This is a genomic window from Streptomyces sp. CB00455 (assembly GCF_001905445.1).
Classification (GTDB): Bacteria; Actinomycetota; Actinomycetes; order Streptomycetales; family Streptomycetaceae; genus Streptomyces.
Genome location: NZ_LIVQ01000004.1, coordinates 143,085 through 164,618 on the forward strand (window position 1 = coordinate 143,085; position 21,534 = coordinate 164,618).

At 70.3% G+C, this 21,534-nt stretch carries 20 protein-coding genes and 1 pseudogene; 14 read left to right on the forward strand and 7 right to left on the reverse strand.

What is annotated here, in order from left to right:
• The first annotated feature begins 31 nt into the window (after positions 1 to 31).
• Complete coding sequence (locus AMK16_RS17995) at positions 32 to 1,498, forward strand: aminopeptidase P family protein (RefSeq protein ID WP_073916700.1); 1,467 nt, start codon at positions 32 to 34, stop codon at positions 1,496 to 1,498.
• A gap of 63 nt (positions 1,499 to 1,561) precedes the next feature.
• Here the strand turns inward: AMK16_RS17995 and AMK16_RS18000 are convergent, their stop codons facing one another.
• Positions 1,562 to 2,005: an ATP-binding protein gene (locus AMK16_RS18000; RefSeq protein WP_073916704.1), complete on the reverse strand. Its 444-nt coding sequence runs from the start codon at positions 2,003 to 2,005 to the stop codon at positions 1,562 to 1,564.
• A gap of 279 nt (positions 2,006 to 2,284) precedes the next feature.
• Between AMK16_RS18000 and AMK16_RS18005 the strand changes: the two genes are divergently transcribed.
• From AMK16_RS18005 to AMK16_RS18045, 9 genes are all read left to right on the forward strand, one after another.
• Positions 2,285 to 3,130: a hypothetical protein gene (locus AMK16_RS18005; RefSeq protein ID WP_073916707.1), complete on the forward strand. Its 846-nt coding sequence runs from the start codon at positions 2,285 to 2,287 to the stop codon at positions 3,128 to 3,130.
• Between the two features lie 107 nt (positions 3,131 to 3,237).
• Positions 3,238 to 3,960, forward strand: coding sequence for a YcnI family copper-binding membrane protein (locus AMK16_RS18010; RefSeq protein WP_073916711.1), 723 nt, complete (start codon positions 3,238 to 3,240; stop codon positions 3,958 to 3,960).
• A gap of 69 nt (positions 3,961 to 4,029) precedes the next feature.
• On the forward strand, positions 4,030 to 4,683 hold the full coding sequence (locus tag AMK16_RS18015; protein ID WP_073916714.1) for an SCO family protein: 654 nt from the start codon (positions 4,030 to 4,032) through the stop codon (positions 4,681 to 4,683).
• Complete coding sequence (locus AMK16_RS18020; RefSeq protein WP_199885470.1) at positions 4,680 to 5,156, forward strand: copper chaperone PCu(A)C; 477 nt, start codon at positions 4,680 to 4,682, stop codon at positions 5,154 to 5,156. Before AMK16_RS18015 ends, AMK16_RS18020 begins: the two co-directional genes overlap by 4 nt.
• 22 nt (positions 5,157 to 5,178) lie before the next feature.
• Entirely contained in the window at positions 5,179 to 7,146 is a 1,968-nt protein-coding gene (locus AMK16_RS18025; protein ID WP_073916718.1) for a copper resistance CopC/CopD family protein, read from the forward strand.
• Positions 7,071 to 8,429, forward strand: a complete 1,359-nt coding sequence (gene efeB, locus AMK16_RS18030; RefSeq protein ID WP_079191596.1) for an iron uptake transporter deferrochelatase/peroxidase subunit — start codon at positions 7,071 to 7,073, stop codon at positions 8,427 to 8,429. The genes AMK16_RS18025 and efeB overlap by 76 nt, the downstream gene beginning before the upstream one ends.
• 42 nt (positions 8,430 to 8,471) lie before the next feature.
• Positions 8,472 to 9,407 (forward strand): prephenate dehydratase, encoded by a 936-nt coding sequence (gene pheA / locus AMK16_RS18035; RefSeq protein WP_073916726.1) that lies wholly within the window; start codon positions 8,472 to 8,474, stop codon positions 9,405 to 9,407.
• A 523-nt stretch (positions 9,408 to 9,930) separates the two neighbouring features.
• Complete coding sequence (serS, locus tag AMK16_RS18040; RefSeq protein ID WP_073916730.1) at positions 9,931 to 11,208, forward strand: serine--tRNA ligase; 1,278 nt, start codon at positions 9,931 to 9,933, stop codon at positions 11,206 to 11,208.
• A complete protein-coding gene (locus AMK16_RS18045; protein WP_073916734.1) occupies positions 11,205 to 12,017 on the forward strand; it encodes an HAD family hydrolase in 813 nt (270 codons plus the stop codon). The genes serS and AMK16_RS18045 overlap by 4 nt, the downstream gene beginning before the upstream one ends.
• Before the next feature lie 131 nt (positions 12,018 to 12,148).
• Here AMK16_RS18045 and AMK16_RS18050 read toward each other — a convergent pair whose 3' ends face one another.
• From AMK16_RS18050 to AMK16_RS18070, 5 genes are all read right to left on the reverse strand, one after another.
• Entirely contained in the window at positions 12,149 to 12,835 is a 687-nt protein-coding gene (locus tag AMK16_RS18050; protein WP_073916737.1) for a rhomboid-like protein, read from the reverse strand.
• Between the two features lie 140 nt (positions 12,836 to 12,975).
• A complete protein-coding gene (locus AMK16_RS18055; RefSeq protein WP_073916740.1) occupies positions 12,976 to 13,695 on the reverse strand; it encodes an ABC transporter permease in 720 nt (239 codons plus the stop codon).
• A gap of 14 nt (positions 13,696 to 13,709) precedes the next feature.
• Positions 13,710 to 14,621 carry an ABC transporter ATP-binding protein gene (locus tag AMK16_RS18060; RefSeq protein WP_073916744.1) on the reverse strand — a complete coding sequence of 304 codons (912 nt, stop codon included), beginning with the start codon at positions 14,619 to 14,621 and terminating at the stop codon, positions 13,710 to 13,712.
• A complete protein-coding gene (locus AMK16_RS18065) occupies positions 14,618 to 15,505 on the reverse strand; it encodes an ABC transporter permease subunit (RefSeq protein ID WP_073916746.1) in 888 nt (295 codons plus the stop codon). The genes AMK16_RS18060 and AMK16_RS18065 overlap by 4 nt, the downstream gene beginning before the upstream one ends.
• Positions 15,495 to 16,484, reverse strand: coding sequence for an ABC transporter ATP-binding protein (locus AMK16_RS18070; RefSeq protein ID WP_073916750.1), 990 nt, complete (start codon positions 16,482 to 16,484; stop codon positions 15,495 to 15,497). Before AMK16_RS18070 ends, AMK16_RS18065 begins: the two co-directional genes overlap by 11 nt.
• Before the next feature lie 309 nt (positions 16,485 to 16,793).
• On the opposite strand from AMK16_RS18070, the gene AMK16_RS18075 reads away from it, so the two are divergent.
• The 4 genes and pseudogenes from AMK16_RS18075 to AMK16_RS18090 all read left to right on the forward strand — a co-directional run bounded on the left by AMK16_RS18075 (position 16,794) and on the right by AMK16_RS18090 (position 20,641).
• Complete coding sequence (locus tag AMK16_RS18075; RefSeq protein WP_073916754.1) at positions 16,794 to 17,651, forward strand: M24 family metallopeptidase; 858 nt, start codon at positions 16,794 to 16,796, stop codon at positions 17,649 to 17,651.
• A complete protein-coding gene (locus tag AMK16_RS18080) occupies positions 17,648 to 19,435 on the forward strand; it encodes an SDR family oxidoreductase (RefSeq protein ID WP_073916757.1) in 1,788 nt (595 codons plus the stop codon). The genes AMK16_RS18075 and AMK16_RS18080 overlap by 4 nt, the downstream gene beginning before the upstream one ends.
• A gap of 77 nt (positions 19,436 to 19,512) precedes the next feature.
• Positions 19,513 to 19,689, forward strand: a pseudogene (locus tag AMK16_RS37275) (metal-dependent hydrolase); the annotation flags it as partial.
• Positions 19,690 to 19,699: 10 nt separating this feature from the next.
• Positions 19,700 to 20,641 (forward strand): MerR family transcriptional regulator, encoded by a 942-nt coding sequence (locus AMK16_RS18090; protein WP_073916765.1) that lies wholly within the window; start codon positions 19,700 to 19,702, stop codon positions 20,639 to 20,641.
• Positions 20,642 to 20,795: 154 nt separating this feature from the next.
• On the opposite strand, the gene AMK16_RS18095 is transcribed toward AMK16_RS18090, so the two are convergent.
• Positions 20,796 to 21,509 (reverse strand): aquaporin, encoded by a 714-nt coding sequence (locus AMK16_RS18095; protein WP_073916768.1) that lies wholly within the window; start codon positions 21,507 to 21,509, stop codon positions 20,796 to 20,798.
• Positions 21,510 to 21,534 lie beyond the last annotated feature (25 nt).

Consider the following 21,534-nt stretch of genomic DNA (forward strand, 5'->3'; position numbering starts at 1 on the left):
TCTGTCGTTCTGTCGTAGCTGAGGAGAAGACGTGGCTGACGAGCTCACCCCGGAGACCCCGGAAGAAGAGCAGCCCAAGAAGACGCACAAGCAGCGCAAGAACGGGCTGTATCCGGGGGTCAGCGAAGAACTCGCCGAGAGCATGCGCACCGGGTGGGCGGACACCGAGCTGCACGGGCTCGAACCCATCGCCCAGGCCGCACACACGGCCGTCCGCCGCGCCGCGCTCTCCGCGCGCTTTCCCGGCGAGCGCCTCGTCGTCCCGGCCGGGCGGCTGAAGACCCGCTCGAACGACACCGAGTACCCCTTCCGCGCTTCGACCGAGTACGCCTACCTCACCGGCGACCAGACGGAGAACGGCGTCCTCGTCCTGGAGCCCACCGGGCAGAGCGGCCACAAGGCCACCGTCTACCTGCTGCCCCGCTCCAACCGCGAGAACGGCGAGTTCTGGCTCTCCGGTCAGGGCGAGCTGTGGGTCGGCCGCCGCCACTCCCTCACCGAGGCCGAGCAGCTCCTGGGCATTCCCGCCAAGGACGTCCGCGAACTCGCCGAGGCGCTCACCGACGCCGAAGGTCCGGTCCGGGTCGTGCGCGGTCACGACACCCTGATCGAATCCGCCCTCACCGACAAGGTGACCAAGGAGCGCGACGAGGAGCTGCGGGTCTACCTGTCCGAGGCACGCGCCGTGAAGGACGAGTTCGAGATCGGCGAGCTGCAGAAGGCCGTCGACTCCACCGTCCGCGGCTTCGAGGACGTCGTGAAGGTCCTCGACAAGGCAGAGGCCACCTCGGAGCGCTACATCGAGGGCACCTTCTTCCTGCGCGCCCGCGTCGAGGGCAACGACGTCGGCTACGGCTCCATCTGCGCCGCCGGCCCGCACGCCTGCACCCTGCACTGGGTCCGCAACGACGGCGACGTCCGCTCGGGCGACCTGCTCCTGCTCGACGCGGGCGTGGAGACCCACTCCCTCTACACCGCGGACGTCACGCGCACGCTGCCGGTCAACGGCACGTACACCGACATCCAGCGCAAGATCTACGACGCGGTCCACGCGGCCCAGGAAGCCGGCATCGCCGCCGTGAAGCCGGGTGCGAAGTTCCGCGACTTCCACGACGCCTCCCAGCACGTGCTCGCCGAGAAGCTGGTGGAGTGGGGCCTGCTGGAGGGTCCGGTCGAACGGGTCCTGGAGCTCGGCCTGCAGCGCCGCTGGACCCTGCACGGCACCGGCCACATGCTCGGCATGGACGTCCACGACTGCGCCGCCGCGCGCACCGAGGCGTACGTGGACGGCACGCTGGAGCCCGGCATGTGCCTGACCGTCGAGCCCGGCCTGTACTTCCAGGCCGACGACCTGACCGTGCCCGAGGAGTACCGGGGCATCGGCGTGCGCATCGAGGACGACATCCTGGTCACCGAGGAGGGCAACAGGAACCTGTCGGCCGCCCTGCCCCGCACGTCCGAGGACGTCGAGGCCTGGATGGCGCGCCTCAAGGGCTGATCCCGGGGTTCGGTGTGTGTGACGGTGGGCGGGTTCCCGGTGGGAGCCCGCCCACCGGCGTTCCTAGGACACCTTCAGCAGCGCGTCGTCGCGCCACTTCAGCATCTTGTCGAAGCTCACCACCGCGCCCCGGCGGCCCGGCCGGTTCCCGAAACGGACGTGGTCGGCGAGTTCCTCGATCAGGTGCAGGCCCCGGCCGTGCTCGGCCAGCGAGGGTCTGCGGCGGCCCGCCGCGGGCGGGAATCCCGGACCCGAATCGCTCACCTCGATGCGGCAGCGGTCCCCGTCCAGGTAGGCCGTGACGCGGTACGCCTCGGTCTCGTCCCGGACGCCTACGGCGCCGCCGTGCTCCACGGCGTTCGCGCACGCCTCGCTCAGCGCGACCGACAGATCGAATGAGATGTCCGGATCCACTCCCGCGGTCTCCATCGTCCCCAGCAGCAGTCGCCTGGCGAGCGGCACGCTCGCGGCTTCGCGCCTCAAGTGGAGAGACCACCAGATGCTCATACGGTTACCTATTGCCGCCCACGGGGGGCCGTAAGCGCTCTGCAGCCGACCGGACACGCAATGCGCCCGTTCGGCCGATGCCGTTCTCCGGGACCCCGGTGTATGCGCAGGCGCAGGATTCAGGTGCGTGAGGTGCCCGGACTGCGGGATGTGCGGACGCCCCGGGCCCCGTGCGCGCGGTGTCCGGTCCGTGCGCCGAGCGGGTCTCATCCCGGACTCATGGGACCTTCCGGACCTGCCGCATCGGGGGGTCGAACGCAGTGCGATGATGGGCCGGCCATGACTGCCCCCCACGCGACGCACGCCGGAGCCGGCCTCCGGCTCCTCCGGACCGCGGTGTTCACCGCGGTCTGCGTCGTGCTGTCCGCGGTCGGGCACACCCTGGCGTCCTGCGCCACCGTGCCCTGGTGGTCCCTGTGCACCGGCTTCCTCACCGTGTTCGCGGTCGCTGCTCCGCTCGCCGGGCGGCGGCGGGCGCTCCCCGGCATCGCGGCCGCACTGGCCGCCGGACAACTCGGGCTGCACGCGCTGTTCGCCCTTGGCCAGCACAGCGCCGGGCCCGCCGCGTCGCGGTCGGCCGGAACCGCCGACGACTCGCTCGCGAAGCTGGCGGCGCAGCTGGTGTGCGGGGGCAACTCCGTGCCGCTCAGCGCGGTCGACGCCCGCAGGATCCTGGAGACCGCGGGTCTCGACCCGGCCGCCCTGACCGTCCAGGCCGGCCAGCTCGGTCAGGTGGGAGAGAGCGCCGCCCAGGTCCACGGCGCGCACTTCCACTCCGCCCAGGCGATCACCGCGGCCCCCGCGACCGGTCTCCTCAGCCCTGCCATGCTGCTCGGCCACGTGCTGGCCGCACTGGCAGCGGGCTGGCTGCTCAGCCGCGGCGACGCCGCGCTCCTGCGTCTCGTGGAGCTGTCCCGGCTCTCGGCGGAAGCCGCCCCGATGCGGCCCCTGCGGGCCGCCCTGGCCTTCGTACGCGCCCTTGGGGCCGGGCTTCCGGGCACGGCCGGTCGTGGGCAGCGGGTCCGGCGGACGGCGGGCGAAGCCACCGCCCCCACCGGCCGGGAAGTACTCCACCACACGGTGACCAGGCGCGGACCGCCCATGGCGCTCGCCCTCGCAGCCTGACGCGGCACCCCTCCCGGGAAACACAGCGGGATCACCGGTGCCGCGAGATCTCCGTGCGCGCCCGCGCGCGGAGCCACCGTCACCACTGCTTCCCGGAGTGTTCCGCCATGAAGACCTCTCGCGTGTCCTTCGCCGCTGCCCTCGCCGCCGGTACCGTCCTCGTCCTGTCCGGCACCGCCTTCGCCCACGTCGGCGTCCAGCCCGGAGAGGCCACCAAGGGCGGTTACGCCACCATCAACTTCAAGGTCCCGAACGAGCGCGACAACGCCTCGACCACCCAGCTCGAAGTGAACTTCCCCGTCGACCAGCCGCTCACGTCCGTCATGCCGCAGGACGTTCCGGGCTGGACCGTGAACGTCGAGAAGACCAAGCTCGACAAGCCGCTCACGGTGCACGGCAAGCAGATCAACGAGGCCGTCACCAAGGTGACCTGGTCCGGCGGCAAGATCGAGTCCGGCAAGTTCCAGCAGTTCCCGCTCTCCGTCGGCAAGCTGCCCGAGAACGCCGACCAGATGGTCTTCAAGGCCATCCAGACGTATGACAACGGCGAGGTCGTGCGCTGGATCGAAGAGGCCAAGGAAGGCGCCACGGAACCGCAGAACCCGGCGCCGGTGCTGAAGCTGACCGCAGCGCCGGCCGCGGCCGGCGACCACGACGACAAGAAGGCCGCCGAGGCCAAGGCGGCCGACGGCGCGGAGCACAGCGGCCACGACGAGTCGGCTTCCGAGCACGGTTCCGACACGACCGCGCGCGCCCTCGGCATCGCCGGCATCGTCGTCGGGCTCGGCGGTGTGGCCTTCGGCGTCGCCTCGCGGCGTCGCTCCGCCTGACCCGACGCGCGTCCAGGCACCGTCGTTCCCGAACGCCCGCACCACCCCCGATCCCAGGGACACCCCTCCATGCGCACCACACGCGTGACGGTCGCCGCCCTCCTGGCGGCGGCCGCACTCACCCTCACCGGCTGCGGCAGCGAACCCGCGAAGCCCGGTTCGGTCACCCAGATCTCCGGCGGCCAGAGCAGCGGCAAGGCCGCGACCCTTCTGGACCGCCCCTTCACCAAGCCGGAGCTGGTCCTCACGGACACCACCGGCAAGCCGTGGAACCTGCGTGAGCAGACCAAGGGCAAGCCGACGCTCATCTACTTCGGCTACACCAACTGCCCCGACGTGTGCCCGCTGACCATGAGCAACATCGCCGTCGCCAAGAAGTCCCTCCCGAAGGCCGACCAGGACAACCTCCGGGTCGTCTTCGTCACCACCGATCCCGAACGGGACACTCCCGAGTCCCTCGGGGCGTGGCTCACCTCCCAGGACCCGGCCTTCACCGGCCTCACCGGGGACTTCGCCACCATCCAGGCAGCCGCGCGCTCGCTCGGCATCGGCATCGACCCGCCCAAGAAGGAAGCCGACGGCAGCATCGTCTCCATGCACGGTGCCCAGGTCATCGCGTTCTCGCCCAAGACCGACGAGGGCTACGTCCTGTACGGCGAGGGCGCCACCGTCGACGACTACACCAAGGATCTGCCGAAGATCGCCAAGGGAGAGAACCCGTGAACGCCCGCACCACCCGCCGCCTGACCGTCGCACTCTCCCTGACGGCGGCCCTCGGCATATCCGGTTGCTCCGGCTCCGGTGACGAAGCGGCCGAGCCCGCACCCACGGTCAGCGGCGCCTTCATGCCCGAGCCGGTCAACGACAAGATGGCCGGTGCGTTCATGGTCATCAAGAACGGCTCCAAGACGGCCGACAAACTCACGGGCGTCACCTCCCCCCTCTCCGACGACCTGCAGATCCACGAGACCAAGGACCAGAAGATGCAGCAGGTCCCGGCCTTGGACGTGCCTGCCAACGGGGAGCTCAGGCTGGAGCGCGGCGGCAGCCACATCATGTTCATGGGGCTCAAGAGCACTCCGAAGGTCGGCGACAAGGTCACCGTCGAACTGCGCTTCGCCAAGGCCGACCCCGTCAAGGTCGAGCTCGACGTGAAGGAACGGACGTACACCGCGCAGCACTCCAACGCCCACTGACGGACCGAGGAAGCGACACGCCATGACGGCCACCGCCCCCACCCCCTCCACGGCACAGGTCCGGCCCGCGGCACTGCTGCCGCGGTTCGTGCTGGTCCTCGCGGCCCTGCTGGCAGCCCTGTTCGCCGCGGCCTCCCCGGCCACGGCGCACGCCGCACTGACCGCGAGCGACCCCAAGGACGGGGCGGTGGTCGCCACGGCGCCCGCCCAGGTCTCGCTCTCCTTCTCGGAACAGGTCGCCATGGGCGACGACTCCATCCGTGTCCTGGATCCCCAGGGCAGGCGTGTGGACACCGGCGAGCTGCGCGACATGTGCAGCGGGAACGTCATCCGCTACGGCGTCGCACTGCACTCCGGCCTTGCCAACGGCACCTACACCGTCGCCTGGCAGGCCGTCTCGGCCGACAGCCACCCGGTCTCGGGTGCCTTCACCTTCTCCGTCGGCGCGCCCTCGGCCACCGCCGTCGCCCTGCCCGCAGGGAAGGCGGGCGGCGGGCCGGTCGGCGTCGCGTACACGATCGCCCGTTACGCCGCCTACGCCGGCTTCACCGTCCTCGTCGGCGGCGCCGCCTTCATCCTGCTCTGCCTGCGCCGGGGGGCTGCCGAACGCCCACTCCAGAAGCTCGTCGTGCGTGCCTGGGTCACCCTCACCGCGGCCACCCTCGCGATGCTGGTGCTGCGCGCCCCGTACACCGGGTCGGGCAGCTTCTCCGACGTCTTCGACCTCGACGGCCTGAGAGCCGTTCTGGAAACCAAGGCCGGGGCCTCTCTGGTCTCCCGGCTGCTCCTGCTGGGCGCCGCGGCCCTCTTCATCGCCGTCCTCTTCGGTGTCTACGCGCGCCGTCAACAGGGCTCCGGAACGGCGGAAGAAGCCAAGGACACCAGCGACCTCACCTTCGGTCTGGGAATCGGCGGCGCCGTCGTGTCCGCCGGTATCGCCGCTACCTGGGCCCTGTCCGAACACGCCTCCACCGGGATCCAGACCGCTGTGGCGATGCCCGCCGACATCCTTCACCTGTTGGCGGTCGCCACCTGGCTCGGGGGGCTCGCCGCGCTGCTCGTGGCCCTGAGCACGATGCCGGGAATCGAGCCCGCGGCCGTCCGGCGCTACTCGAAGATCGCTTTCGTCAGCGTCCTGGTCCTCACCGTCACAGGCGTCTACCAGTCCTGGCGCCAGCTCGGCAGCTGGTCCGCCCTGACGGACACCGCGTACGGGCAGCTGCTGCTCCTGAAGCTCGGCCTGGTTTCCCTCCTGGTCGGCATCGCCTGCCTCTCGCGGAAGTGGACAGCGCAACTCGCCGTGGCTCCCCAAACCGTCGATGTTTCACGTGAAACAGCCCCTGTCGCTGCGGATGTTTCACGTGAAACCGAGCCGGATACCGCGCCGGAGGCCGCGCCGACGGACCCGCAGCGCGCCGCCCAGCTCGCCCGCCAGCGCACCGTTCGCGAGAAAGCGCGTGAGAAAGCGCGTGAGAAGCAGGCCCGAGAAGCGGATCCGGCCCGTGCGGGTCTGCGGCGCTCCGTCCTCGCCGAGACAGGCGTGGCCGTGGTCCTGCTCGCCGTGACCACCGTACTCACCGGCACCGAACCCGGACGTACCGTGGAGCGGGAGGCAGCCGGGGGTCCGGCTGCCACTGCCGTTCCCGACCGCGCCGTCAAGGTCAGCCTGCCTTTCGACACGGGCGGCCAGAACGGCAAGGGCCATGTCCGCCTCGAATTCGACCCCGGCCGGGTCGGCGCCAACACTCTGCACCTGTGGGCCGATTCTCCGGACGGGCAACCCCTCGATCTGCCTGAGATCAAGGTGTCCTTCACCCTTCCGGCGAAGGACATCGGACCGCTGCCGCTACTGCCCGACCGCGCTGCCCCCGGCCATTGGGCCGCATCCGGTGTGCAGCTGCCGCTCGCCGGTGAATGGCGGATCGACGTGACCGTCCGCACCTCCGACATCGACCAGACGACCGTCCAGAAGACCGTGAAGATCGGCTGACCAGCGTGACCCAGAACACCCCCGACATCGAGATCTCCCGACGCCGACTGCTGGGCACCGTCGGCGCCGCCGGCGCCGCCGGCCTCGCACTGGGCTCCACCGGTGGCGCCCTCGCACACTCCGCGCTCTCCGACTCGGGGAGCGGCTCCACCGCGGGTGCCGGGGGGCAGCTCGCCTCGCTCGGCGCCACACAGGTCACCTTCCACGGCGATCACCAGGCCGGCATCACGACGCCTCTGCAGGCCAAGGGCCACTTGATCGCCTTCGACCTCGCCGCCGGCGCCGGGCGTACGGAAGCCGCCGCACTGATGCGGCGCTGGTCCGAGACCACCCGCCGGCTCATGGCAGGCGAAGCGGCGACGTCATCCGACACCGGCATCGCCCTCGACGCCGGCCCTTCCTCCCTCACCGTCACCTTCGGCTTCGGCCACTCCTTCTTCGAACGCACCGGCCTCACCTCCCGCCGGCCCGCCGCCCTCGACCCGCTGCCGGCCTTCTCCTCCGACCGGCTCGACGACCGGCGCAGCAACGGCGACCTGTGGGTGCAGGTCGGCGCGAACGACGGGCTCGTCGCCTTCCACGCCCTGCGAGCCCTGCAGAAGGACGCCGGAGACGCGGCCCGGGTCCGCTGGCAGATGAACGGCTTCAACCGCTCCCCCGGCGCCACGGCCTCGCCCATGACCGCGCGCAACCTCATGGGTCAGATCGACGGCACCCGCAACCCGAAGCCCTCCGACTCCGATTTCGACAAGCGGATCTTCGTCCCCGGCTCGGGTCCCGGCCCCGCCGAGCACGCCTGGATGGCCGGGGGCTCGTACGCCGTTGTCCGGCGCATCCGCATGCTCCTCGACGACTGGGACAGGCAGTCACTGGCCCAGCAGGAGCAGGTCATCGGCCGTACCAAGGCAGCCGGTGCCCCGCTGACGGGCGGTGGAGAGACCACGGAGATGGCCCTCGACAAGATCGGTGCCGACGGCAAGCCGGTCATCCCGTCCAACGCCCACGCCAGGATCTCCGCACCCGAGCAGAACGGCGGGGCCGCCATGCTGCGGCGGCCCTTCTCCTTCCACGACGGGATCGACGCGGACGGCGCCCCCGATGCCGGGCTCCTCTTCATCTGCTGGCAGGCCGACCCGTTGCGCGGTTTCGTCCCCGTGCAGCGCAAGCTCGACCGCGGTGACGCGCTGTCGGCGTTCATCCGGCACGAGTCCAGCGGCCTGTACGCGGTGCCGCCCGGCCCACGTGCCGGGGAGTACGTCGGGCAACGGCTGCTCGAAGGGTGAACAGCGCCCCGGCGGGCGGCACCCCGGCATTAGGCTGATCGCATGTCGGCCACCCGCTTCACGTATCTCGGTCCCGAGGGCACTTTCACCGAAGCCGCCCTCCGCACGCTGCCGGAAGCCGCCACGCGGGAGCTCGTCCCGATGGTGTCGGTGCCGGCCGCCCTGGACGCCGTGCGCAACGGCGAGGCCGCTGCCGCTCTGGTCCCGATCGAGAACTCGGTCGAGGGCGGGGTCACCGCCACCCTCGACGAGCTGGCTTCCGGCGAACCGCTGATGATCTACCGCGAGGTGCTGCTGCCCATCGCGTTCGCGCTGCTCGTGCGGCCCGGGACCGCCCTGTCGGACGTCAAGACCGTCACGGGGCACCCGGTCGCACAGCCGCAGGTGCGCAACTGGCTGCGGGCCAACCTGCCCGACGCGGTGTGGGAGTCGGCCGCCTCCAACGCGGACGGCGCCCGTCTGGTCCAGGAGGGCCGTTTCGACGCGGCCTTCGCAGGCGAGTTCGCCGCCGCCACCTACGGACTCGTCCCGCTGGTCACGGAGATCCACGACGCCGAGAACGCCGAGACCCGGTTCGTGCTCGTGGGTCGGCCCGCCAGGCCGGCGGCCCCCACCGGCGCCGACAAGACCTCCGTCGTCCTGTGGCTCGGCGACGACCACCCCGGTGCGCTGTTGGAGCTGCTGCAGGAATTCGCCGTGCGCGGGGTCAACCTGATGCTGATCCAGTCCCGGCCGACCGGCGAGGGCATCGGCAACTACTGTTTCGCCGTCGATGCCGAGGGCCACATTTCCGACCGCCGGGTCAGTGAGGCCCTCATGGGTCTCAAGCGGACGTGCCCACAGGTCCGCTTCCTCGGCTCCTACCCCCGCGCTGGTGTCGCTCAGAGTGACGTCCGCGCCCCCCGGCCGGGAACGTCCGACGGCGACTTCACCGCGGCCTCCGACTGGCTGACGCGTTGCCTCGACGGCCGCACCTAGGCTCTGTCCCCCGTCCACAGAGTTATCCACAGGCTTAGCGGGAGACCTGGGGACAAGTCGACAGGGTGGCACGGCAAGGTCGACATATCGGCGGAGGGGCCCAGGTTTCGCGCTGGGGAGCGGAAGGTGAACGACGTCACCCCCACATCGCCGATCAACTCTTTGGGGCGAGGCATTCCCACCCGAATGAGTGTGTGAGGGCGGTTTGAACCGTGAACCGTTCCACCCTTCCGCCGGTCGGGAATGATCTATTTCCGTGTCCACAGAGGCGGCACACAGCCTGTGGATAAGATGCCGACCGCTGAAATTCCTGTGGACAAGGAACGCCGTCCGCCCCCGTTCAGAACCTGACGACCGGGGGGTGTGCCCCTTTTCGGGGAATGGGCCCGCTTTTATTGACCCTCCGGTAAGCGCCACTTCCGGCCAGGCACCGAGACTTATACATTCGGGGCAATCGAGACATAGCGACACGCAGCGTGATATGGGTGTGATCCGAGGAACCCCAGGCCGGTAGCCTGGAGGGGTGATTGACCTTCGGCTGCTCCGTGAAGACCCTGACCGTGTCCGCGCCTCGCAGCGCGCCCGTGGAGAGGACGTCGAACTCGTCGACGCACTGCTCTCCGCCGACGAGCGCCGCAGGTCGTCCGGCATGCGCTTCGACGAACTGCGCAATGAACAGAAGTCGCTCGGCAAGCTCATCCCGAAGGCCTCTCCCCAGGAGCGGGCAGAGCTGCTGAAGAAGGCCGAGCAGCTCAAGCAGGACGTGAAGGCGGCGGAGGCCGAGCAGAACGAGGCCGACGAGGCCGCAAAGCAACTTCTCCTCCAGCTCGGCAACATCGTCCACGAGGACGTCCCGGTCGGCGGCGAGGAGGACTTCACCGTCCTGGAGACGCACGGCACCATCCGCGACTTCGGCGCCGAGGGCTTCGAGCCCAAGGACCACCTGGAGCTCGGCGAGTCGCTGGGCGCCATCGACGTCGAGCGCGGCGCCAAGGTCTCGGGTTCCCGCTTCTACTACCTCACCGGCGTGGGCGCACTGCTCGAACTCGCCCTCGTCAACGCCGCCATCGGCCAGGCCACCGAGGCCGGTTTCATCCCGATGCTGACCCCGGCACTGGTCCGCCCGCGCGCCATGGAGGGCACGGGCTTCCTCGGCCAGGCCGCGGAGAACGTGTACCACCTCGAGAAGGACGACTACTACCTGGTCGGCACCTCCGAGGTCCCGCTCGCCGCGTACCACATGGACGAGATCATCGAGGCCGACAAGCTGCCGCTGCGCTACGCCGGTTTCTCGCCCTGCTTCCGCCGCGAGGCCGGTACGTACGGCAAGGACACCCGCGGCATCTTCCGCGTCCACCAGTTCGACAAGGTCGAGATGTTCTCGTACGTCGCGCCCGAGGAGGCCGAGGCCGAGCACCAGCGGCTGCTCGAATGGGAGAAGCAGTGGCTGACCAGCCTGGAACTGCCCTTCCAGGTGATCGACGTCGCCACCGGTGACCTCGGGGCGTCGGCTTCGCGCAAGTTCGACTGCGAGGCCTGGATTCCCACCCAGGGCAAGTACCGCGAGCTGACCTCCGCCTCGAACTGCGACAGCTTCCAGGCCCGCCGCCTGTCGATCCGCTACCGCGACGGCAAGAAGACCCAGCCGTTGTCCACGCTGAACGGCACGCTGTGCGCCGTACCGCGCACGATCGTGGCGATCCTGGAGAACCACCAGCAGGCCGACGGCTCGGTGCGGGTCCCCCCGGTACTCCGCCCCTACCTCGGCGGCCGCGAGTTCCTGGAGCCGATCACCAAGTGAGCCCGGCGCCCTTCCCGTACAAGCTCGTCGCGACCGACCTCGACGGCACGCTCCTGCGTGGCGACGACACCGTCTCGGAACGCACCCGTGAAGCCCTTGCCGCGGCGACCGCGGCAGGGGCGGCGCACATCGTCGTCACCGGACGTGCCGTGCCCTGGACCCGCCACGTACTGGACGATCTCGGCTACAAGGGGATCGCCGTGTGCGGGCAGGGCGCACAGGTCTATGACGCGGGCGCACACCGGCTGCTCACCTCGGTGACGCTGGACCGGCAGCTGGCCGGTCTGGCGCTGTCGAAGATCGAGGCCGAGATCGGCCCGCTGGCCCTGGCCGCCAGCCGGGACGGTGTGGACGGCGAGGTCCTCTTCGGACCCGGCTACCAGGTACAGGAGGGCCTCCCGGCCATCCACCTGGACGACACCGCCGCGGTGTGGACGGCCCCGCTGAACAAGCTGTACATCCAGCACCCGGGCCTGGACGACGACACCCTCGTCAAGGTGGCCCGGGAGATGGCGGGCAATCTGGTCGGCATCGTCATGGCCGGTCCCGGGATAGTGGAGATCCTTCCGCTGGGCCTGACCAAGGCCACCGGTCTCTCACTGGCTGCGCGCCGGCTCGGGGTGAAGGCGGCGGAGACGATCGCCTTCGGTGACATGCCCAACGACATCCCGATGTTCGGCTGGGCGGCGCACGGGGTGGCCATGGCCAACGCCCACGCGGAGCTCAAGGCAGTGGCCGACGAAGTGACGACCTCCAACGACGAGGACGGCATCGCGGTCGTACTGGAGCGCCTGCTGGGCGCCGCCTAGAGCGCACGACGTACGAGAGGTCCGGGGCAGCCCGCGCCGTTTCCACGGCGCGCTCGAAGTGGCTGCCCCGGACCTTTTGTTGCTCCCCGCACGCCCTACTCTGCCCCCGCCGGAAGCGGCGTACCAGCGATTTACCTCGGCCTGGAGCTGGGAAGCCAGCCGTGTTTCACGTGAAACACGGGGTGTTTTTCACGTGAAACGACGTTCCGGGTCAGCGGCCAGGAAAGCAGGCCGACGGAGAGCGCGATGGCGTGGCCGAGATCGGTGAAGGTGCCGCCGGTGACGAGCGGGAGTCCGAAGAAGGCCACGACGCCGGCGAGGTAGAACCATTTCCACGGGCCGGTGAGCCGATAGGTGAGGACCCCGGCCGCCGCCGCGAGCCCGTAGCTGACGCCGATGTCGACGACGTGGGTCATGCTCCGCGGGGCGCGGTGGTCCTGGATGGCCGTCAGGAGGGCCTTCTGGCTGACCAGCGTGGCCACGACGTGGGCGGTCGCGACGATCAGGAGCCAGCGCAAGGTGCCGAGCCAGCGCTCGACGTGAGCGTGGAACACCTCGAAGAGCACCGCGTAGAGGGCGAGTGAGGCCGGGTTCGCGATCCAGAAGGCGCTGCTGAGGAGCGCCCGGACCGGGTGCTTGACCAACTGGTGGATGTTGCTGCTGTTGCGGTGGAGCAGGACGTGCTCCACCCGGTCGGGTGCGATCACGACGATGACACTGGTGATGGCGATGATCAGCAGCCAGAGGTGCGTCCCGGGCGAGGAGCGTATCCACGACCGCAGGGGCCTGGACGGCTCCGGCTCGGCATGCTCGATCATGCACCGATGATGACTCGCGAAACTGTGCCCCGCCCGGCCGGTGGGCCGGGCGGGGCACAGCTTCGCGGACGTGCCGCACGGGGCGACGGACCGCCGCCCCGCGGACGGCCGGCCCGCGGGCGGCGAGCCGGGGACCGGCCCTATTCCTCGCCGGCCAGCGTCAGGCGGCGCAGCTTCTGGCCCGCGTAGACGGTGGCGCCGACGGTGACCACGGTGAGCAGGACCAGGGCGGTGGGCAGACCCACGGTGGCATCGACGTAGCCGTCGCCTGCGACCTTCTCGGCGAGGGACAGCGCCCACTGTTGGACGCTGAGGGTCTTGGCACCGGAGACGAGGCTGCCGAAGAGGGACTCCCAGATCAGCGCGTAGACGAGTCCGAAGACGACGGCGTGCCGGCTGACGGTGCCCAGGAGCAGGAACAGGGCGCTGTAGGCGATCGAGGCCACCAGGGCGGCCACGGTGTACGCCACGGCGATCTGCTGACCGTTGCCGTTCAGGATGAAGCCGGCGATCAGGGTGGGGATCGCCGAGAAGGCCATGGTGACGGCGATCGCCACGATCAGCTTGGTCATGATGATCGTCGGGCGCTTCACCGGCTTCGAGAGCAAGTAGACGATCGATCCGTCGTCGATCTCGGGGCCGATGGCGCCCGTACCGGCGATGACGCCGATCAGCGGGACCATCGTCGCGAGGGCGAAGCCGCCCAGCAGGTCGGCGGCGACCTTGTCGTCCACGCCGGTGAGCGCGCGGACGGCGATGGAGATGAGGATCAGCAGGGCGGGCAGCAAGAAGAGGATCAGCGCCCGGCGGCGGCCGAGCAGGGCCCGGTAGGTGAGCCGGGCAACGGTGGGGTTGTACATGGGTGCCAGCTCCTTCAGGCCGCGACGAGGTAGGAGAAGACCGACTCGAGGGACTCGTCGGAAGGCGAGACCGTCAGCAGCCGGATACCGTGCGCGCGGGCGACCCGCGGCAGCAGTTCGGTGAAGCGCCCGAAGTCGACGGCCTGGATGCGCAGGGCGCCTTCCTTCAGGTCGACCTCGATACCGGCCGTGGACGGGTCGGCGATGAGGGCCGCGGCGAGGGCCCGGTCGTCGGAGGAGCGGACGAGGTAGCGGTGCGGGCGGTCCGTCATCAGGCGGCGGATCTTGCGGAAGTCACCCGAGGCGGCGTGCCGGCCGGCGACGACCACCTCGATGTGGGAGGCCAGCTGCTCGACCTCCTCCAGGATGTGGGAGGAGAACAGCACGGTGCGCCCGTCGTCGCCCATGCGCCGCAACAAGTCCATCAGCTGCATGCGCTGGCGCGGGTCCATGCCGTTGAACGGTTCGTCGAGCAGGAGTACGGACGGCTCGTGGACCAGGGCGGACGCCATCTTCACGCGTTGGCGCATGCCCTTGGAGTACGTGGAGATCTTCCGGTCCTGGGCGTACTCCATCTCGACGGTGGACAGCGCCCGCTGCGCGTCCGCGTCGCCCAGCCCGTGGAGTTCGGCATTGGCGACGACGAACTCGCGGCCCGTGAGGAAGTCGTACATCGCCTCCCGCTCGGGTACGACGCCGATCTGCTGGTAGACCTGTTCGTTCCGCCAGATCGGCGTGCCGTCGAGGGTGACCGTGCCCGTGGAGGGCGCCAGGAAGCCGCCCATCATGTTGATGAGCGTGGACTTGCCCGCGCCGTTGGGGCCCAGGAGTCCGGTCACGCCGGGCCCGATGCGCATGGTCACGTCGTTGACGGCGACGACGTTCCCGAACCAGCGGGAGGTGTGGTCGATGTCGATGATGGTCACAGCCCGGCCTTCCGGTAGCGGGCCATCAGGGCGGCGTAGGAGCCGGCGATGAGGCCGAGGACGACGAGCAGGTAGACGAAGCCGGTGCCGGCCCCGGGGCCCTCGCCACCGGGAAAGGCGGAGGTCGCACCGAGGAAGGCCGTCTGGACGCCGCCGATCAGGGTGATGGGGGAGAAGAGGCCCATCCAGTCGATGGCCCCGGTGTTCCCGGTGTTGTAGGCGATGCCCTGGACGGCGGTCACCGCGCCGTAGGGGATCAGCAGCACGGCGATGATCGCGGCGACGCCGAACCCGCGGCGGGGGGTGAGCGCGGCCATGACCAGGCCGAGCCCCGCGAAGAGCAGCGACAGCAGCAGTACCGACACGAGTCCCTGCCCGAATCCCTTGGTCTGGTCACCGAAGTCGAACTTGGCCAGCAGCGAGCCGATCCACATGATCAGCAGCGGTGTGGCGGTGAGGATGAACAGGGCCGACGCCATGGCCGCGTACTTGGCCACGACGTAGTCGACCCGCTCGATGGGGCGGGAGAAGTAGAGCGGCACGGTCTTGAAGCGCAGGTCGCGGGAGACCGACTGCGGTGCCTGGGAGGCCAGGTAGAGGCCGATGATCACCTGGGTGGTCAGGGCGTACGTCGTGTACTTGACCGGCAGTTCGGTGGAGCCGGGAACGGCGATGGCCACCGCGACGATGATGAGCGCGGGCACGCACATCACCGCGAAGAGGATCATCGGCAGCACCTTGGACTTGGCGGAGCGGCCGAGGCCGTAGGCGCCGCGCAGGGACTGCGAGAACAGGGACTTGCGGGCGTAGGCGCGGCCGAGCCGGGAGCCGTCGTACGACCGGTAGCCGATGTTGTGGATCTGGGTCGAGGTGTCAGGCGCCATCGGAACCGGCTCCCTTCTGCTGGATGGGCTGCGCGGACTGGTCGTTGTCGCGGAAGACCTCCGCGATGTGGTGGCGGCGCTGCTCCATGCGGACCAGGCCGATACCGAGGTCGGCGACGGTGTCGCGGACGGTGTCGTAGGTTTCTTCGCCCGTGGCCTCTACCAGGAGGATGTGGCCTGCGCCGGGCAGGCCCTGTTCCTCGGCCGTGTGCAGGGCGAGGCCCGCCTCGGTGAGTGCCTTGCGCAGGGCGGCGGTGCCGTCCGGGTGGGCGTCGGAGTCGGTGACCTCGACCGCCAGGGTGGTGGTGATCTGCGTGAAGTCACTGGTGGAGCTGGAACGCAGCAGCTTGCCCCCGTCGACGACCACCACGTGGTCGCAGGTCCGCTCCAGCTCGCCGAGGAGGTGGGAAGTGACCAGGACGGAGATGCCGAAGTCGGTGTGGACGCGGCGGATCAGGCCGAGCATCTCGTCACGGCCGACCGGGTCGAGCCCGTTGGTCGGTTCGTCGAGGAGGACGAGCTGGGGGTCGTGGACGAGGGCCTGGGCGAGCTTGACGCGCTGCTTCATGCCCGTGGAGTAGCCGCCGATGGGCCGGTAGCGCTCCTCGTAGAGCCCTACGTGGCGCAGGGTGTCGGCGGTCCGCTCGCGCGCCGCGGTGGGCGGCAGGCCGGACATGCGGGCCATGTGCACGACGAACTCGGTGGCCGAGACGTCGGGTGGCAGGCAGTCGTGCTCGGGCATGTAGCCGACGCGTTCACGAATGGCGCTGCCATGCGTGGCGACGTCGAGGCCAAGCACGGCGGCGCTGCCCTCGGTGGCGGGGGACAGTCCCAGCAGGATCTTGATCAGCGTGGACTTGCCGGCTCCGTTGGCACCCACGAGGCCGGTCACACCAGGCCCGATGTCCAAGGAGAGCCGGTCGAGGGCGGTCACTCGGGGGTACCGCTTGCTCAGGCTTTCGGTCGCGATGACAGTCACGGCTCCGACGTTAGTGCCGAAGGCGTGGCCGATCGTCAGACCTGGAGCGGGATCCCGTCTCCGCCTTCAGGACTACAGACCCTGACGCAAGGCTGATGCGGAGCGGACCTCGCAGAGCCCGGTGCGCCGCCCGGGACGGGCCGGCACCGGACCTGAGGGGGCGCGGCGGCCTCCCCCTCAGGGATCTGACGATGACCGGACAAGTTTGTCCACAGGTCCGTGCACGGCCCTTGACGTGATCTCCGGTCATTGTCACATTCATCAGTGTCAAGTTACGAGCGCGTACCGCTACCGGGACGGACGGCTGGCATGGCTGGGGACACCAAGCAACGCACCGCGCAACTCAGCACCGACCTGCGCGGGTTCACAGAGGTGCAGCGCCTCTCCTACGAGTGTGCGGAGACCGTTGCCGCGCAGCTGCGGCCAGGAGTGACCGAGCGTGAGGCCGCGCGGATGCAGCGGGAGTGGCTGCGCGAGCGCGGGGTGCGCGACTGGTTCCACTTACCGTTCGCCTGGTTCGGGGACCGGACCGCCTTCGTGAACTTCCGGATACCGCTGCAGTTCTTCCCCACCGACCGGAAGCTGGAGCCGGGGATGCCGTTCATCCTCGACATGGCGCCGGTCCACAACGGCTACGCGGCCGACATCGGGTACTCGGGCAGCCTCGGGCTCAATCCGGTGCAGGACCGGTTGATGTCGGATCTGCAGGCACACCGCACGCTGATCCTGGAGCAGGTGCGCGAGCGCCGTTCCCTGCGCGAGATCTACGAGAACGTCGAACGGCTCATGAACCGGCAGGGGTACGCCAACCGGCACCGCGCCTATCCGTTCGGGGTGATCGCGCACAAGATCGGCCGGGTCAGGGAGCGCCGCTGGTCACCGAGGGCCTTCGGATTCGGCACCCGGGCCCTCAAGGGACTGGCATCCGACGCACTGCACGGACACCGTGAAGGATGGTCCCCGTTGTGGAGCCCCTACCACTTCTCCGACCACCCGCCGCAGCCCGGCCTGTGGGCGGTGGAGCCGCACCTCGGCTTCAGGGGCACCGGTGCGAAGTTCGAGGAGATCCTGGTCGTCACCGACTCCCGGGATCCCGGTGAGAGTGCGTTCTGGCTGGACGACGATCTGCCGCACGTGCGGCGCTGGGCTGAGGAGAAAGCGGCATGAGCAGTACGGGCAAGGCGGATGCGGCGGCACTGGCAGGTGCGCGCGAGCGCTGGGTGAGCACCGGCGGCATCGAGCTGTGCGTCGTCGAGCTGGGCGAGACGGACCGGCCGACGGTGGTCCTGGTGCACGGCTATCCGGACAGCAAGGAGGTCTGGTCGGAGGTCGCCGAGCGACTGGCCGCCCGTTTCCACGTGGTGCTCTACGACGTCCGCGGTCATGGACGCTCGACCGCTCCGCAGCCGCTTCGCGGCGGTTTCACCCTGGAGAAGCTCACCGACGACTTCCTGGCGGTGGCGGACGCCGTCAGTCCGGACCGGCCGGTCCACCTGGTCGGTCACGACTGGGGCTCCGTACAGGGCTGGGAGTTCGCCACGGTCGCCCGCACCGAGGGGCGGATCGCCTCCTTCACCTCGATGTCGGGCCCTTCCCTCGACCACTTCGGACACTGGATCAGGAAGCGGATGGCGCGGCCCACCCCGCGCCGGGCGGCGCAGCTGCTCGGCCAGGGCGCCAAGTCCTGGTACGTCTACATGCTGCACACCCCGGTGCTGCCCGAGCTCGCCTGGCGCGGGCCGCTCGGCAAGCGGTGGCCGGCGATCCTCGCGCGCATGGAGAAGGTGCCGGCCGGCCCCTACCCGACGGCCTCGCTGCCCTCGGACGCGGCCCACGGGGCCTGGCTCTACCGCGACAACGTACGGCCCCGCCTGCGCCGTCCGCGCGCCGACGCGTACGCCCACGTGCCGGTACAGCTGATCACGCCGACCGGGGACGCCTTCCTGTCCGAGCGGCTCTACGACGAGCTGGAACGGTGGGCACCCGACCTGGTGCGGCGCACCCTGCCCGCCAAGCACTGGGTGCCCCGGACCCGGCCGGACCAGCTGGCCGCCTGGATCACGGACTTCGTCACCACCCGGGAGGAACCGGGCACCCCACCGGAGCGGAAGGCACCCGGCAGGTACGCCGACCGCTTCGGCGGCCAGCTCGTCCTGGTCACCGGCGCCGCCAGCGGCATCGGCCGGGCCACCGCCTCCGCCTTCGCCGAGGCAGGGGCCCGGGTGGTGGCCGTGGACCGGGATGCCGAGGGCGCGGCGCGAACTGCGGACATGGCTCGCCTGGTCGGCGCCCCGGAAGCCTGGAGCGAGTGTGCCGACGTCAGTGACGAGCAGGCGATGGAGAAGCTCGCGGCGAGGGTCGCCTCCGAATACGGCGTCGTGGACGTCCTGGTCAACAACGCCGGGATCGGTCTGTCGGGAGCTTTCCTCGACACCAGCACCGAGGACTGGAAGAAGGTCCTCGACGTCAACCTGTGGGGAGTCATCCACGGCTGCCGGATCTTCGGGAGGCAGATGGCGGAGCGCGGACAGGGCGGCCACATCGTCAACACCGCCTCCGCCGCCGCCTACCTGCCGTCAAAGACACTGCCGGCCTACAGCACCTCGAAGGCCGCGGTGCTGATGCTGTCGCAGTGCCTGCGCGCGGAACTGGCGTCGAAGTCGATCGGCGTCTCCGCCATCTGCCCCGGCATCGTCAACACCAACATCACCGCCACGTCGCGCTTCGCCGGGGTGGACGAGGCCGAGGAGAAGCGCCGCCAGGAACGCTCCTCGCGCCTGTACGGGTTGCGGAACTTCCCGCCGGAGAAGGTCGCCGAGGCGATCCTGCGGGCCGTCGTGCGCAACGAGGCCGTGGTGCCGGTGACTCCCGAATCCAAGGGCGCCCTGTGGATGTCCCGCTTCGCTCCGCGCACCTTGCGGGCCATCGCGAAGCTGGAGCCCCCGGTGTGAGCGCGGCCGCGGAGACCGGAGCGGGCCCGTACCCGATCACCCCTCGCCGGCCGGCCTTCGACGGGAAGTCCGTCCCCGTGGCCATGGGGCTGCTGTCCGCGTGGAGTGAGAGCGGCACGGCCATACCCCGCTACTTGCGGCGGTCGTACCATCCCTCGCAGGAGGGCTCGCCGCGCAGGGCGGTCGAGTACCCTGCGGCTTCACCTGCCGCCCGGACCGCAGCGGGCGCGGCCAGCCGAGCCGCGATGTCGTAGGGAGCCGGGATTGTCCGAGCAGGCGGTAGCCGAGTACCGGATCGAGGATCTGGCGCACCACAGCGGCGCCACGGTGCGCACCATCCGGGCGTACCAGGACCGTGGTCTGCTGCCGAAGCCGGAGCGGCGAGGCCGTTCCAACGTCTACCGGGACACGCATCTGGCGCGGCTGCGCCAGATCGCGGACCTGCTCGACCGCGGCTACACCCTGGCGTCCATCAAGGAACTGCTGGAGGCCTGGGACGCCGGGCGGGGGCTGGGCGGTGTCCTCGGCTTGGTCGCGGAGGTGCACGGGCCGTGGACCGACGAGGAGGCTGCCCGGATCAGCCGGGCGGAACTGAACGAGCGCTTCGGCGGCATGCCCGACGACGACGCGGTGGACGAGGCGTGCGAACTGGGGGTGCTGGAGCGGATCCCGGGTGCCCCGGACCTGTTCCTGGTTCCCTCGCCGCAGGAGCTGGCGGTGGCCGCCGAGCTGTACGCGGCCGGGGTACCGCTGGCGGCGATCACCGGGCACCTGCGGGAGCTGCGCGGGCAGGTGGAGCACATCGCCTCGCGCTTCCTGGAGTTCACGACCGAGCACGTCTTCGCGCGCTACCTCGGGCAGGTGTCGCCCTCCGCCCATGAAGGGCCGTTCCCGAGGACCGAAGCGGACCTGGCCGAAGCGGCGACGATGGTGCGCCGGCTCCGGCCGCTGGCCCAGCAGACCGTGGACGCGGAGCTGGCGCGGGCGATGCGGCTGTTCGCGACCCGGCACCTGCAACGCCACCTCGGGGCGGCCGGAACACCGCAGCCGTCGGATCCGTCACCGGTGGCGCTGCCGGCCGGAACGGTGCGGGCGGTGCAGGAGCTGGTGGGCACCGATCACGTGGCGGAGTTCATCCGGGCCGCGACCGAGCGGGAACTCCAGGCGCGGACGATGAACGATCTGGCCCGCCGGGGAGGGCGGTAGTCCACAGGGCGGATCACGCGTTTGCCGTCAAAACCCATCCAAACAGCTGTGGACAAGTCCCCCTTGCCTGTGGGCAACCGGGGGTGCCGTCTCACCGGATGGTCTCGCAGTACGCCTTGACGAAGGCCACGCCGTCCACCGGCCCCAGTCCCGGTCACGGCTCCCGCGGCGCGGCGTCCGCGGCGCGGGAGGTCCCGTACAGCAGGGAGGTGAGGGCGAGACCCAGGATCCCGCCGATCAGCTGCGCCGCAACGAAACCAGGGAGGGAGCGCGGCGCGATGCCCGTGAAGGAGTCGCTGAAACTGCGTCCGATGGTGCCGGCCGGGTTGGCGAAGGAGCCCGAGGAAGTGAACCAGATCGCGGCGGCCACATATGCGGCGACCGCGGCCGGGACGAGCTTCGGGCGCCCGATGCGTCCCAGGCCCTGGATCACGAGGACGAGCCCGGCGGTGGCGACGACCTCGCCGGCGAGCAGGTGGCCGCCGTCGCGGACTTGCGTGGCGAAGGTGCCGGGGATACGGCCGAACATGGCTTCCGCGAGGACGGCGCCACCGACGGCCCCGGCCGTCTGGGCAGCGGTGTAGACGCACGCCTCACGGCCTTCGAGCCCCTCCCCGCCGGTGCGCCGAACCCACCAGGCGGTGAGCGTGACCACCGGGTTGAGGTGGGCTCCGGACACCGGCCCGAAGAGGGTGATGATCAACCCGAGACCGATGGCGGAGGCGAGCGAGTTGGCGACGAGGGCGACACCGGTGTCGGAGCTCAGCTCGGCGGCCTGGATCCCGGAGCCGATCACGACCACCAGCAGACCCGCGGTGCCGATCAGTTCGGCGACCGCACGGCGCGGCAGAGACGTACGGGCTGTCATGGTTCCTCCCCCTGGGCTGACGTCA